Genomic DNA, 14628 nt, shown 5'->3' on the forward strand with positions numbered 1-14628 from the left:
GCCACAATATTCCTTCTTGCCTTCAATTTTATTTTGAACTATTTTACGATAGTCATTTCATCAATAATATTTTGAGCTCCAGCATATTTATCAATAATCCAAAGCACAAAACGAATATCTAAATTGATGGTTCTTTGTAGTTTTTTATCAAAAATAACATCACCTGCCATTGCTTCAATGTTACCGTCAAAAGCAACACCAATCAACTCTCCTTTTCCGTTCAATACTGGAGAACCTGAGTTTCCACCAGTAATGTCATTATCTGTCAAGAAGTTTACTGGCATATATCCTACTTTATCCGCATACTGACCAAAATCTTTGGCTTTGTTCAATTCTAACAAACGAGAAGGTAAATCAAACTCAGCGTCACCCGCTTTGTATTTGTTTACCATTCCTGTCATAGTCGTGTAATTGTTAATTTTAGCATCGTTACGTTTGTCAGCAGGCAAAGCACGAACTTTTCCGTAAGTCAAACGTAAAGTAGAATTCGCATCTGGATACTGAATCGTATTCAATTTTGATTCTCTCAAACCTTCCACCAATTTGCGGAAAGCGATAGCAAAATCATCATCAGCTTTCGCTTGTTCTGGCGATTTGGCTCTAATTTTAGTCATCAAATCATTAGAAATAACATACAAAGGGTCGTTAGTAATAGTTTCAACTTTAGGCTCTTTCAAAAACGAAAGCACTGCATCTTTTGAAGTAAAAATACTAGAAGTTACCGCTTTGTGTACATCATTGGTAAAATCACCATTATTTGCCGCTTTCATTTCAGCTACTTTTGGTGCCAAACCATATTCAGCCGCTTTTGCAGCATACAAATTCAATTGTGCGGTCAACACTTCTTTTTCAAGAGGTGCGTACAAACTTCCGTAAGCTCCATCAATTGCTGCTGTTAATCTTGGCAACATTTCGGCTCTTTTTGCTTCGTTTTCTTTAGCATAAGCGATTAAACCATTTCCTAAATTAGCAGGCAAAGTTCCGTAAGTCGCAGTACGCAATAATTGTGTCAAATAATTATCGTGACGCGCTTTTAAGTTGGTTTGCGCATAGTAGTTATTGATTGTAGCAATAACGTCTCCGTATTTCGCTTTGTTCTCCGCTTTGTTAGCCCAAGCATTAAATTTAGCTTCTTCTTTCGTTTTGGTTTGAGCCGTTTTAGCTTTAGTCAAAGCATCAATCATCCCTTGACGGTTTTTCCAATAGTTAGCAGTAGACGCATATTTAGAAGCATATTGCAAATTTACCGTAGCATCTTTGGTCATAAACTTTTTCATATTGTCCATTCCAGTTTTGGCACCTTCTACCCAAGCAGGATAAGCATACTTCACGTTTTGCTCAATTCCATTAGCAGGCATCCATCTGTTGGTACGACCAGGATACCCTAAAATCATTGCATAATCGTTTTCTTGTACCCCTTTTAAGCTTATTGGCAAATAATGTTTTGGTTGCAAAGGCACATTCTCTGGAGAATATTCTGCTGGATTTCCGTCTTTGTCAGCATACACTCTAAACATAGAAAAATCGGCAGTGTGGCGTGGCCATTCCCAGTTGTCTGTGTCTCCACCAAATTTCCCTAAACTCTCTGTTGGAGTTCCTACCAAACGAACATCTTTGTAATCTTGGTACACAAAATAGTAGTACTCATTTCCTTGAAAAAATGGACGAACCGAAACGGTATATTTTCCACCTTCGCTGTTTTCTTTTTCAATCAAAGCAATTTCTTGTTGAATCGCTTTATTGCGCTCAGCTTCGGTCATTTTATCATTTACTTTAGACAAAATACGTTTAGAAACATCATCCATACGCACAAAGAAACGAACGAACAACGATTTTGGCTTCATTTCTTGACTTTTGTCTTTCGCCCAAAATCCATTTTTTAAATAGTTGTTTTGTTCTGTTGATAATTCTGCAATCGCATCATACCCGCAGTGGTGATTGGTCAAAACTAGACCTTGTTTTGAAACTATTTCCGCAGTACATCCCCCGTTGAACTGTACGATTGCATCTTTCAAGCTGTGGTGGTTGATACTGTAAATTTCTTCGGCTGTCAATTGCAAGCCCATTTTTTCCATATCTCTATGGTTTAACCTTTCGATGAACATCAAGAACCACATTCCTTCATCTGCTTTTACAGGAAAAGCCATAAGGCAAAGGGTCAAGAATAAGACAATCTTTTTCATATAAGTACATATTTATTTTAGCATTGCGAATATAAGTCATTTTTGCATTTTAAATAACGGTTAACACTCAAAATCATAATTTACATTCCCTTTATTAACTTAATTTTATGAATTTTATAAAACAAAAAAAGGCGCTCTTTTTCAAGAACACCTTTTATATTTGATTGAAAAGAAATTATTCGTTCAACATTTGCCATAATTTGTCTTTCAATTCGGTCAAACCCTGTTGGGCAACCGACGAAATGAACATATAGGGTACGTCTTTGAAAGCTACATCTAGTTCCGCTTTTAGTTCCGCTTTTAATTCATTGTCTAGCATATCGCATTTTGAAATGACCAACAAACGTTCTTTGTCTAACATTTCTGGATTGTATTTGGTCAATTCGTTAACCAAAATATCGTATTCCGCTTTGATATCTGGCGTATCTACTGGAACCAAGAACAACAGCGTAGAATTTCTCTCGATGTGACGCAAGAAATAATGCCCTAATCCTTTCCCTTCAGCAGCACCTTCAATAATACCAGGAATATCAGCAATTACAAACGATTGAAAATCGCGATAGGCTACAATTCCTAAATTAGGTTTCAGAGTGGTAAAAGGATAATCGGCAATTTTTGGTTTGGCAGAAGTCAATACCGACAGTAAAGTTGATTTTCCAGCATTTGGGAAACCTACCAAACCAACATCAGCCAAAACTTTCAGCTCTAGAATTACATCCATTTCAACACCAGGCAAACCTGGTTGCGCATATCTTGGTGTTTGGTTGGTCGAACTACGGAAATGCCAGTTACCTAATCCGCCTTTTCCACCGCGGCATAAAATTTGTTTTTCTCCGTCTTCGGTAATTTCAAATAATGTTTCGCCAGTTTCTTTGTCCTTAACAACGGTTCCTAATGGCACCTCGATAAATTTATCTTCTCCATCAGCACCTGTACTTCTGTCGCCACCACCATCTCCTCCATGACCCGCTTTGATGTGACGTGCAAATTTTAAATGAAACAACGTCCAAAGTCCTTTATTACCTACTAGATAAATGTGTCCACCTCGACCTCCATCTCCACCATCTGGCCCACCGTATTGAATAAATTTCTCCCTGTGCAAATGCGTAGAACCTTTTCCACCTTTACCAGATGAAACAAATATTTTTACGTAATCTACAAAATTTCCTTCTGTCATTTTTTCTTGTATAAAAGTTTAAAATTCAAAAGTTTAAAATTGTTCTGAGAACCAACAACAGTAAACATTTAAACCTAAACCAAATTAACCATTTAAGGCTTTCACCATTACTTTATCTATCTTAACCCCATCCATATCAATGACTTCCAGTTCAAACTTTTGCCAAATCAATTTTTCGCCTTGTTTTGGAATGTGTGACAACTCGGTCATTATCAAGCCACTCACTGTGGTTACTTCATAATCATTGATTAATTCATCAAGTTCGAAAAAGGTTAAGAAATCGTGTAATGAATAATGTCCATCTACCAACCAAGAGCCATCTTCTCTTTCTATTAATTGAAAATCATCTTTATAAAACTCAGCTGCATCACCTACTAAAGCTTCTAAAATATCATTTAAGGTAATCACTCCCTGAAAATCGCCATACTCATCGGATACAAAGGCGTAATGAATACCTGTTTTTTTGAAATTCTCTAAAGCCGTGTAAGCGGTAGTTTGTTCCATAATAAAAGGCGCTTCGGTCATAATATCCGCCAAATTGAAGTTATCATTTTCAAAATTAGAGAATATGTTTTTTAAGTTCACCACGCCTACTATGTCGTCAAAATTTTCTCCATAAACTGGGTAAATAGAATGCAGCTCTTTCAACATTAACTGCCTTACTTGTTCTTTGTTGGCATTGAATGGCAAGAAAACTACAGACTTACGGTGCGTCATTAAGGAATTGACTTTTCGGTCACCAATATGAAAAACGCGCTCTACAATATCTTGTTCAATTTCTTGTACTTCACCGCCTTCGGTTCCTTCTTTGATAATGGCTTTGATTTCTTCTTCGGTTACCTTACCGTCTGCCGTAGGTTTGATTTGTAAAATATCTAAAATAGCATCTGTAGAAGTAGTGAGTAACCAGATAAAAGGCGCTGTGATTATCGAAATAAATTTCATTGGCATCGCAACAGTCTTTGCAATAGATTCTGGGTGGTTGAGACCTATTCGTTTAGGCAACAATTCTCCAAGTACTAAAGAGAAAAAGGTAAGAACAACAACCACAATCCCAACTGCAATGGTATGGGCATAGGGTTGAAAGATTTCAAACCCTTGTACAAAAAGCTCTACATCATTCGTGATTTTATCCCCACTATATATACCCGTCAAGATCCCGATTAAGGTAATCCCAATTTGAACAGTTGACAAAAACTTATTGGGAGAATTGGCCAAATCTAATGCCGTTTTTGCACTATTATTTCCTTTTTTGGCCGCTGTTTCTAATCTGTTTTTCCTTGCTGAAATCAGTGCGATTTCTGACATAGAGAAAACGCCATTTAAGAGTATTAGAAAAAAGATAATCAGTATTTCCAATTTTATGTTTATTAGTTAAACTTTTTTTAGCCCAGATGGAAGAGAAAAGCCCGGACTCTTGTGGTTTAGTTTTTGTTAGTAGCGCTAAGCGACTGAAAGAAGCTTGGGCGATGCTTTACAAAAACAAACCACAAGAGGAGGACTTGTAACGTACAGCTGGAAATGCTCCTACAAATTATCGATAACTTGTGTAAGTCTTTCGGTAATTTCTTGAATGCTCCCTATACCATCTACAGCGTGAAATTTGTTTTGCGCCTTGTAATACTCCATCAAAGGAGCCGTTTTTTCATTGTATTCTTGGTAACGGTTTCTGATTTTTTCTTCGTCTTGGTCGTCTACTCTACCACTCGTTTTTCCTCTTTCAAGCAAACGTGCCACTAGTACTTCGTCATCAGCTTCTAGGGCAACAGTCGCAGTTACTTGACTACCGATAGTTGGCAAAAATGCATCTAATGCTTCGGCTTGAGAAATGGTTCTTGGGTAGCCATCGAACAAAATTCCTTTGGCATCCAAATTTTTGTTTACTTCGTCAATTAGCATCTTGGTGGTTAATTCATCTGGTACTAAATCTCCTGCGTCCATAAATACACGAGCTTGTTTTCCTAACTCGGTATCATTTTTCAGGTTATAACGAAATACATCTCCTGTAGAAATGTGAACTAATTGGTATTTTTCTTTTAGGAATTCTGCTTGAGTTCCTTTTCCTGCCCCTGGTTTCCCAAATAAAACAATGTTAATCATTTTTGTAATTTTAAAAGTGGTAACCTTACATTTAAAGATTACCTTTTAATTAGTTATAGTTACTTTTAGTTATTCTTGCACTTGATAAATTTCGGGTAAGTTTCTTCCCAATCCATCATAATCTAGACCGTAGCCAACGATGAATTTGTTTGGAATTCGGATGCCGATATAATCAATTTTAACATCTTGCTTATAGGCTTCGGGCTTAAAGAAAAGCGTAGCAATTTTGAAATGCTTTACCTTTTGACTTTTGAACAATTCTTTTAATTCTACCAAAGTATTTCCGGTGTCTACAATATCTTCGAGAATCACAACTGACCTACCAGAAAGATCTTGATTCAAACCTATTAATTGTTTAACATTCTCTGTAGAAGATGTCCCTTCATAGGAAGCCATCTTAATAAAGGTGATTTCACAAGGTTTTTTGTATTTTTTCATCAAATCTGAAACCACCATAAATGACCCATTCAAAACTCCAACAAAAACAGGAGTCTCATCGGCAAAATCGTCTTGAATTTGAGCCGCTAATTTGGCAATAGCAAAATCAATTTCGTTAGCAGAAATAAACGGAACAAATTGTTTATCGTGAAGTTGTATCATTATTTTTAGGTTTAAAATAATGCGCAAAGATACAGAATTCGGATTTGACATTTAACAATTGATTTTAAATTTGTATTTTAAAATTAAAACCTTCCAAAATGAGCACTGAACTGTTGTCCCATCTAGATTATGTAAGTGGTTATCGAGACAAAAGAGTGCTGGCGGCACAATTTGTTTTGAAGCATCCCGCTCATTTTGAGGAATTACTACAACTTTGCTTTGCTACTGATGATGAAAAGTCATACAAAGCCTGTTGGGTTTTGGAACAAGTGGCTTATAGTCAACTTGAATGGTTACAACCTCATTTGGATTTTTTTTGTTCGCATTTAAACAAACTCAACAATGAAAGTGCGATTCGTCCGGTTGCCAAAGTATTGCAGTTATTGGTTGAAAATCATTTCAAAAAAAAGACCGTACAACTCACCCCAAAACATCTTGAACTAATAACGGAATGCTGCTTTGATTGGTTGATTTCCGACACTAAAGTAGCGGCCAAATGCTACAGTATCCGCACACTATTCGTGTTAGGAAAATCGAATGATTGGATTTATCCCGAATTACAAATTATAATTGAAAAAGAATATTCTACCCAATCAGCAGCCTTTAAGGCCGTTTCCAAAGAGCTATTGAAGAAAATAAAATAGGATTTTCGGTTTCAATCATTATAAGTATCTTTGTCGTTTACAAACACACAACCATGAATTATTTTTCTTCTGATTTTAAATTAGGCATACTTGGTGGCGGACAATTAGGCAAGATGCTGTTGTTTGACACTCGAAAATTCGACATACAAACCTATGTACTAGACCCTAGTGATGAAGCCCCTTGCAAAATCGCTTGCAACCAATTCTTCCAAGGCGATTTGATGGATTTTGAAACCGTGTACAACTTTGGAAAACAAGTCGATGTACTGACCTTCGAAATAGAATTAGTAAATCTAGAAGCCTTAGAAAAACTAGAAAACGAAGGCAAAAAAGTGTATCCTTCGCCAAAAACCTTGCGTTTGATTCAAAACAAAGGCGTACAAAAAGATTTTTATACACAACACAATATCCCCACCGCTCCCTACACTCGATTTGAAAATCTTGATGCTTTACAATTGGCTGTTGCATCCAACAAAGTCGCTCTGCCTTTTGTATGGAAATGTACTGAATTTGGTTACGACGGAAACGGCGTAAAAGTGGTGCGAAAAGCTTCGGATTTGGATTTGTTACCTAATGTAGAATGTATAGCCGAAACGATGATTCCGTTCAAAAACGAATTGGCTGTTATCGTTTGCCGCAATCCATCGGGCGAAATCAAAACCTATCCTGTAGTCGAAATGGAATTTCATCCCGAAGCCAATCAGGTAGAATATGTAATCTGTCCTGCAAGAATCGATGAAAAAGTAGCCGAAAAAGCTAGAGCTATAGCACTAAATGTTTCGCAACAATTTAACCACGTTGGCCTTTTGGCTGTGGAAATGTTTCAAACCGAAGACGACGACATATTGGTAAATGAAGTGGCGCCTCGTCCGCACAATTCAGGTCATTACAGCATTGAAGCGAGTTATACCTCGCAATTCGAAAACCATTTACGTGCCATTTTGGATTTACCTTTGGGCAATACCGACAGTAAAGTGGCTGGAATTATGGTCAATTTGGTAGGTGCCGAAGGTCATTCAGGAGACGTGGTTTACGAAAACATCGAAACGATTTTAGGTTGGAATGGCGTTACCCCACATATTTATGGTAAAAAGCAAACCCGCCCTTTTAGAAAAATGGGACACGTTACCATTGCCAATGAAAATATGGCTGAAGCAAGAAGAATTGCTGAGGAGGTTAAAAATACGATAAGAGTAATTTCAAAATAATTAAAAAATTTAAAGATTGAAAGATTTAAAGATTGGAGTATTCCTTTTTAAATTTTTCAATCATTTCATCTTTAAATATAAAATAATGAGTAAAGTAGCCGTAATAATGGGCAGTATATCTGATATGCCTGTAATGCAAGACGCCATCGATATCCTAAACGGATTTGATATAGAAGTAGAAGTCGATATTGTTTCGGCGCACAGAACACCAGAAAAATTATTTGATTTTAGCCAAAACGCTCACAAACGAGGTATTTCAGTGATTATTGCTGGAGCTGGTGGAGCCGCGCATTTGCCAGGAATGGTGGCTTCGATGTCGCCACTTCCAGTGATTGGTGTTCCCGTAAAATCAAGTAATTCTATTGATGGTTGGGATTCTGTATTGTCGATTTTACAAATGCCAGGTGGTGTTCCAGTTGCCACTGTGGCCTTAAACGGTGCTAAAAACGCTGGGATTTTGGCAGCCCAAATCATTGGTAGTGCTGATCGATGCGTTTTAGATAAAATCGTTCTTTATAAAGAAGGATTGAAAGATGCCGTAAACAAAGCGGCTGAAGGATTGAAAAAATAGATAACTGACGAACAAATCGGTTATTTTAAATTATTAATCAATAAAAGTTATGGACAGGTCGCGACCTGTCCCTTCGATATATGGAAATATTAACCTCTACCTTCAAAACGAAATACAATACTGCACCCTTTTCTCAGATAAAATTGGAGGATTACCAACCTGCATTTATCGAGAATATCGCTGCGGCAAAAGCGGAAATTGACGCCATCATCAACAATCCAGCAGCTCCGACTTTCGAAAACACTATCGAAGCCTTGGATTTTTCAGGAAACGCTTTGGACCGTTTATCATCTATTTTTTTTAATTTGAATTCGGCCGAAACTTGCGATGAGATGCAAAAAATCGCCCAAGAAGTTTCGCCTTTGTTGACTGAATTCAGCAACGATATCACCTTAAACGAAGCCTTATTCCAAAGAATAAAATCGGTTTACGAGCAAAAAGACAACTTGAATTTATCTCCAGAACAAGCAACACTATTGGATAAAAAATTCAAAAGTTTTTCTCGAAATGGTGCTTTGCTTTCGGAAGAAGACAAACTAAAATTACGTGAAATCGATACGGAATTGGCTAAATTAAAACTCACTTTCAGTGAAAATGTTTTGGCCGAAACCAATAACTACCAATTGCATTTAACCAATGAAGTTGATTTGAAAGGTTTGCCAGAAGGTGCTATAGAAGCGGCTAGTGCATTGGCAAAAAGCAAGGATTTAGACGGATGGATTTTCACTTTGGATTTCCCAAGTTACCTTCCGTTTGTGACCTATGCCGACAATCGTGAATTGCGCAAAGAAATCACCATCGCTGCTGGTAAAAAAGCCTTTCAAAATAACGAATTCGACAATCAAGAAATTGCCTTGAAAATTGCCAAGTTACGCTTCGAAAGAGCAAATTTATTAGGCTATGAAACACATTCTCATTTTGTTTTGGAAGAAAGAATGGCGCAACATCCCGACAAAGTCAAATCGTTTTTGAATGATTTACTGACCAAAGCCAAACCCGCAGCCGAAAAAGAGTTTGCTGAATTATCGGCTTTCGCCAAAGAATTAGATGGCATAGAACAATTAGAAAAATGGGATGGCGCTTATTATGCTGAAAAATTGAAGCAAAAATTATTCAATTTGGATGACGAAAAACTAAAACCTTATTTTCAATTAGAAAATGTTTTGAACGGGGCGTTTACCATTGCCAATAAATTATTTGGATTGACCTTTACAGAAATTTTCGACATCGATAAATACCACGAAGAAGTAACCACATATGAAGTAAAAGATGAATTTGGCGAACTCGTGGCTATTTTCTATGCCGATTTTTTCCCAAGAAAAGGCAAACGAAACGGTGCTTGGATGACTTCTTTCAAATCACAATATATCAAAGACGGGATAAACGAAAGACCTCACATTTCTAATGTTTGCAATTTCACGAAGCCAACCGCCACCAAACCTTCCTTACTAACGTTTAATGAAGTAACGACTTTATTCCACGAATTTGGTCACGGATTACACGGTATGTTGGCCAATACTATTTATCCAAGTTTATCAGGAACCTCAGTATATTGGGACTTTGTGGAACTACCAAGTCAGGTAATGGAAAACTGGTGCTACGAACCTGAAGCTTTGGCTTTGTTTGCTAAACATTATGAAACAGGAGAAATCATTCCACAAGAATATGTAGATAAAATCAAGGAAAGTGCTAGTTTCCAAGAAGGAATGGCTACGCTTCGCCAATTGAGTTTTGGTATTTTAGATATGGCCTTTCATAGTAACAATCCAAGCGCGATTACTGACATCAAAGCGTTTGAAAAAACAGCTTTTGAAGGTACCTCTTTATATCCTGATGTTGCCGAAAACTGTATGTCGGTTTCTTTCTCTCATATTTTTGCAGGAGGCTATTCTTCTGGCTATTACAGTTACAAATGGGCCGAAGTACTCGATGCCGATGCATTTGCCTATTTTCAAGAAAAAGGCATTTTCAATAAAGAAGTGGCAACAAAATTCAAAGACAACATACTTTCGAAAGGCGGCACCGAATTGCCAATGGAACTTTACAAACGTTTTAGAGGTCAAGAACCAAAGGCGGATGCTTTATTAAAGAGAGCAGGATTGATTTAATCAATTTCAGCATTCATATAAAAAACCGAGGTAGCAATGCTTCGGTTTTTTTTATAGCAATAAACGAAGTGCCAACCACCAAAAAACTGGTATCGCCTCCACCCAAAACAAGGTGTAATATTTAAACCGATATTCATTGGCAAAAGCCAAAAAAAGGGCAGTAACTAAGATAAAAGAAAGAGAAAGTAAACTAAAGTTCCCGTTCCAAAAATCCAAAACTAAAAAAAGAACCAATAAGCCAAAACCAAGGATCTTCGTTCGGTCCACTCCTATTTGTTGCGGTACGGTCTGCAATAAGGGATCATCGTTTTTTAAATCAACGATTTCAAAAATTAGGATGAGTACAAATACCAAAAGAAACCGCTGTAAACCATAAACAAACAACATAACATCTAATGAAAAATCTGCTTCTAAAGCAGGCAAAAAAACAGTAGCCAGAGTCCAACACAAAGACACAATATAAATCTTAATCCCTTTCCAATTTCTGGCATTGCTTCGATTAGGAAAAAAAGGTAAAGCATACAATAAGGTGAGTGCTACAATAAAAAAACCTCCTAATTGTGTCTGAAATCGCAACTGAAAGTAATAGTAGAGTAATCCCAAAAAAACAACCGCGCTAAACCAACCAATTACTTTTAATTCCTTCCGAATACCATTTTTTCTCCTTCTGATTAAAGACTCATACTTAATAAAATTGTAGGCGAAAATTGTCCCAAAAAAAACAAATAGCGACAAAGAAAAAGGAGAAGAAAAAAATAACTGTTGTTGAGTACTACAAAACAAAGCCAAACAAGACAAGCCCACGTGTACGCTGCTATTGATATAAAAACGAAATAAATGTCTGAAAATCTTCATTAAACAAAATTAATCAATTGTAAACAAATCATTGATTTAGTTGAAAAATCAATAAAAATTACCCAACAAAATACGTCTTGAATTATTAATAATACTTATTTTTGCAACACAAAACAAACAACACCTACTATTTTAATTCAAAAAAAGTCTGATGATTGTATTATCAAAAGTAATCCAAAACATTACACTACAGACCAATTTGTTTTAGAATATAAAAAACACTATTTAGTACAAATGAGAACAGATGCTTTTGCTTTAAGACACATTGGTCCAAGAGAGAATGACCTTCAACACATGTTGAAAACCATTGGAGTTGATTCTATAGAACGACTCGTTTATGAAACCCTTCCAGATGACATTCGTCTAAAAGCACCACTGCAATTGGATCCCGCAATGACCGAATATGAATTTGCGAAACACATTCAAGAATTAGGTAATAAAAATAAAGTTTTCCAATCTTATATTGGTTTAGGCTACCATCAGGCTATCGTTCCTGCTGTAATTCAAAGAAATATTTTTGAAAACCCAGGATGGTACACCGCTTACACGCCTTACCAAGCCGAAATCGCACAAGGTCGTTTAGAAGCGATTTTGAATTTCCAAACTATGGTAATTGAACTTACCGGAATGGAAATTGCCAATGCCTCACTTCTTGACGAAGGTACAGCAGCGGCTGAAGCTATGGCTTTACTTTTTGATGTAAGAACTCGCGATCAAAAGAAAAACAATACCAACAAATTCTTCGTTTCTGAAGAAATTTTACCACAGACGTTATCGGTTTTGCAAACACGTTCTACACCAATCGGAATCGAATTGGTAGTTGGTAACCACGAAACTTTTGAATTTTCAGAAGAGTTTTTCGGTGCGATGTTGCAATATCCAGGTAAATTCGGTCAAGTATATGACTATTCACAATTTATCTCTAAAGCAGCAGCTAACGAAATAAAAGTAGCCGTTGCAGCAGACATTTTGAGTTTAACAAAATTGACACCTCCTGGAGAAATGGGAGCTGCAGTTGTAATTGGTACTACACAACGCTTCGGAATTCCATTAGGATATGGTGGACCTCACGCTGCTTATTTTGCAACAAAAGAGGAATACAAACGCTCTATGCCAGGCCGTATTATCGGAGTAACTATTGATGCCAACGGAAATAGAGCCTTGAGAATGGCTTTAGGAACCCGGGAACAACACATCAAACGTGAAAAAGCCACCTCAAATATCTGTACAGCACAAGTATTATTGTCTGTAATGGCAGGTATGTATGCAGTGTACCACGGACCTAAAGGTTTACGTTATATTGCCAATAAAGTACACGCTGTAGCCGCAACAACTGCTAATGAATTGACTAAATTAGGCTACGAGCAAACCAACAGCGCTTTCTTCGACACTATCGTAGTGAAAGCAGATTCTCAAAAAATCAAAGTAGTAGCAGAGCAAAACCAAATCAACTTTTTCTACATCGACGAAGCAACAGTTTCAATTGCATTCAACGAAACCACAAGCATCGAAGACGTAGCCAAAATTGTTAGCATTTTCGCTGCTGCAAAAGGAACTCAAGCTCCTGAAATTACGGAATTAACAGTAACCAACCACTTCCCAGAAGAATTAAACAGAACATCTTCGTTTTTACAACACGATGTTTTCAATAAATACCATTCTGAATCAGCAATGATGCGTTACATCAAAATGCTTGAGCGTAAAGATTTATCATTGAACCACTCGATGATTTCTTTAGGTTCTTGTACTATGAAATTGAACGCAGCTTCAGAAATGTTACCATTGAGCAACCCACAATGGAATAACATTCACCCTTTTGCTCCACTAGATCAAGCACAAGGATACCAAGAAATGTTGCGCAAATTAGAACAACAATTGAACGTAATCACTGGATTTGCTGGTACAACTTTACAACCTAACTCTGGTGCACAAGGAGAATATGCCGGATTGATGGTGATTCGTGCGTACCACCAATCTCGTGGAGATCACCACAGAAATGTAGCGCTTATACCTTCCTCCGCACACGGTACGAATCCAGCATCAGCTGCTATGGCAGGAATGAAAATCGTGGTAACCAAAACTTTGGAAAACGGAAATATCGATGTGGAAGATTTACGCCAAAAAGCCATTGAGTATAAAGATGAATTGTCTTGTTTGATGGTAACCTATCCTTCTACACATGGTGTTTATGAAAGTGCAATTTGCGAAATCACCAAAATCATTCATGATAATGGTGGTCAAGTATACATGGACGGTGCAAATATGAACGCTCAAGTAGGTTTAACCAACCCAGCTACTATTGGCGCGGATGTTTGCCACTTGAACCTACACAAAACCTTCGCTATTCCTCACGGTGGTGGTGGACCTGGTGTTGGACCAATTTGTGTGGCGCCTCAATTGGTTCCATTTTTACCAACAAACCCAGTAATTCCAACAGGTGGAGAACATGCCATTACTGCTATATCTGCTGCACCTTGGGGATCTGCTTTAGTTTGCTTGATTTCTTATGGATACATATCCATGTTAGGTGCTGAAGGATTAAAATCAGCAACGGAACACGCTATTTTAAATGCCAACTACATCAAAGAAAAACTAAACGGTCACTATGACACTTTATATTCTGGTGAAATGGGTCGTGCAGCTCACGAAATGATTTTGGAATGTCGTCCTTTCAAACAAAAAGGAATCGAAGTAACGGATATCGCTAAACGTTTGATGGATTATGGTTTTCACGCGCCAACGGTTTCTTTCCCAGTAGCAGGTACTTTAATGATTGAACCAACCGAAAGTGAAAATTTAGAAGAATTGGATCGTTTCTGTGACGCTATGATTTCCATCCGAAAAGAAATCGATGCAGCAACTATCGAGGACAGCAATAATGTATTGAAAAATTCACCACATACACTAGCGATGCTAACCGCCGAAACTTGGGATTTCCCATACAGCAGAGAACAAGCTGCTTTCCCATTGGATTACATTGCCGAAAACAAGTTCTGGCCTACTGTGCGCAGAGCCGATGACGCTTATGGAGACAGAAACCTAGTTTGTAGCTGTGCTCCTATTGAAGCGTATATGGAAAGTTAAGAAATAACAATTTTACAACTATAAGCCCGACATAATTTTATTTGTCGGGCTTTTCTTTTTTTAAATAAAAATAGTACCTAAAATCAAAAAACTAGAAA

General features: G+C 37.2%; 11 protein-coding genes. 5 read left to right on the forward strand and 6 right to left on the reverse strand.

Features of this window, described 5'->3' with window-relative positions:
- Positions 1-38 precede the first annotated feature (38 nt).
- The 5 genes from ACSVH5_RS11495 to hpt form a co-directional block, all read right to left on the reverse strand.
- Positions 39-2183 carry a S46 family peptidase gene (locus ACSVH5_RS11495; protein ID WP_438061566.1) on the reverse strand — a complete coding sequence of 715 codons (2145 nt, stop codon included), beginning with the start codon at positions 2181-2183 and terminating at the stop codon, positions 39-41.
- A gap of 175 nt (positions 2184-2358) precedes the next feature.
- Positions 2359-3360 (reverse strand): GTPase ObgE, encoded by a 1002-nt coding sequence (obgE, locus tag ACSVH5_RS11500; RefSeq protein WP_438061567.1) that lies wholly within the window; start codon positions 3358-3360, stop codon positions 2359-2361.
- Between the two features lie 84 nt (positions 3361-3444).
- Positions 3445-4719, reverse strand: coding sequence for a hemolysin family protein (locus ACSVH5_RS11505; protein ID WP_438061568.1), 1275 nt, complete (start codon positions 4717-4719; stop codon positions 3445-3447).
- A 168-nt stretch (positions 4720-4887) separates the two neighbouring features.
- A complete protein-coding gene (locus tag ACSVH5_RS11510) occupies positions 4888-5460 on the reverse strand; it encodes an adenylate kinase (protein WP_438061569.1) in 573 nt (190 codons plus the stop codon).
- Between the two features lie 69 nt (positions 5461-5529).
- A complete protein-coding gene (gene hpt, locus ACSVH5_RS11515; protein WP_438061607.1) occupies positions 5530-6060 on the reverse strand; it encodes a hypoxanthine phosphoribosyltransferase in 531 nt (176 codons plus the stop codon).
- Between the two features lie 98 nt (positions 6061-6158).
- Between hpt and ACSVH5_RS11520 the strand changes: the two genes are divergently transcribed.
- The 4 genes from ACSVH5_RS11520 to ACSVH5_RS11535 all read left to right on the forward strand — a co-directional run bounded on the left by ACSVH5_RS11520 (position 6159) and on the right by ACSVH5_RS11535 (position 10591).
- A complete protein-coding gene (locus tag ACSVH5_RS11520) occupies positions 6159-6704 on the forward strand; it encodes a hypothetical protein (protein ID WP_438061570.1) in 546 nt (181 codons plus the stop codon).
- A gap of 53 nt (positions 6705-6757) precedes the next feature.
- A complete protein-coding gene (locus tag ACSVH5_RS11525; protein ID WP_438061571.1) occupies positions 6758-7912 on the forward strand; it encodes a 5-(carboxyamino)imidazole ribonucleotide synthase in 1155 nt (384 codons plus the stop codon).
- Between the two features lie 85 nt (positions 7913-7997).
- Complete coding sequence (purE, locus tag ACSVH5_RS11530) at positions 7998-8483, forward strand: 5-(carboxyamino)imidazole ribonucleotide mutase (protein ID WP_438061572.1); 486 nt, start codon at positions 7998-8000, stop codon at positions 8481-8483.
- Positions 8484-8563: 80 nt separating this feature from the next.
- Complete coding sequence (locus tag ACSVH5_RS11535; RefSeq protein WP_438061573.1) at positions 8564-10591, forward strand: M3 family metallopeptidase; 2028 nt, start codon at positions 8564-8566, stop codon at positions 10589-10591.
- A gap of 51 nt (positions 10592-10642) precedes the next feature.
- On the opposite strand, the gene ACSVH5_RS11540 is transcribed toward ACSVH5_RS11535, so the two are convergent.
- Positions 10643-11446 carry a hypothetical protein gene (locus ACSVH5_RS11540; RefSeq protein ID WP_438061574.1) on the reverse strand — a complete coding sequence of 268 codons (804 nt, stop codon included), beginning with the start codon at positions 11444-11446 and terminating at the stop codon, positions 10643-10645.
- A gap of 234 nt (positions 11447-11680) precedes the next feature.
- Between ACSVH5_RS11540 and gcvP the strand changes: the two genes are divergently transcribed.
- Entirely contained in the window at positions 11681-14530 is a 2850-nt protein-coding gene (gene gcvP, locus ACSVH5_RS11545; RefSeq protein WP_438061575.1) for an aminomethyl-transferring glycine dehydrogenase, read from the forward strand.
- The last annotated feature ends 98 nt before the right edge of the window (positions 14531-14628 follow it).

The sequence above is a fragment of the Flavobacterium sp. RSSA_27 genome (assembly GCF_051547125.1).
Lineage (GTDB): Bacteria > Bacteroidota > Bacteroidia > Flavobacteriales > Flavobacteriaceae > Flavobacterium.

Bases quoted from the DNA above. Each gene is read 5' to 3' on its own strand.
- gcvP (WP_438061575.1), top strand. From the start codon at position 11,681: ATGAGAACAGATGCTTTTGCTTTAAGACACATTGGTCCAAGAGAGAAT.
- hpt (WP_438061607.1), bottom strand. From the start codon at position 6,060: ATGATACAACTTCACGATAAACAATTTGTTCCGTTTATTTCTGCTAAC.
- ACSVH5_RS11520 (WP_438061570.1), top strand. From the start codon at position 6,159: ATGAGCACTGAACTGTTGTCCCATCTAGATTATGTAAGTGGTTATCGA.
- ACSVH5_RS11540 (WP_438061574.1), bottom strand. From the start codon at position 11,446: ATGAAGATTTTCAGACATTTATTTCGTTTTTATATCAATAGCAGCGTA.
- obgE (WP_438061567.1), bottom strand. From the start codon at position 3,360: ATGACAGAAGGAAATTTTGTAGATTACGTAAAAATATTTGTTTCATCT.
- ACSVH5_RS11535 (WP_438061573.1), top strand. From the start codon at position 8,564: ATGGAAATATTAACCTCTACCTTCAAAACGAAATACAATACTGCACCC.
- purE (WP_438061572.1), top strand. From the start codon at position 7,998: ATGAGTAAAGTAGCCGTAATAATGGGCAGTATATCTGATATGCCTGTA.
- ACSVH5_RS11525 (WP_438061571.1), top strand. From the start codon at position 6,758: ATGAATTATTTTTCTTCTGATTTTAAATTAGGCATACTTGGTGGCGGA.
- ACSVH5_RS11495 (WP_438061566.1), bottom strand. From the start codon at position 2,183: ATGAAAAAGATTGTCTTATTCTTGACCCTTTGCCTTATGGCTTTTCCT.
- ACSVH5_RS11510 (WP_438061569.1), bottom strand. From the start codon at position 5,460: ATGATTAACATTGTTTTATTTGGGAAACCAGGGGCAGGAAAAGGAACT.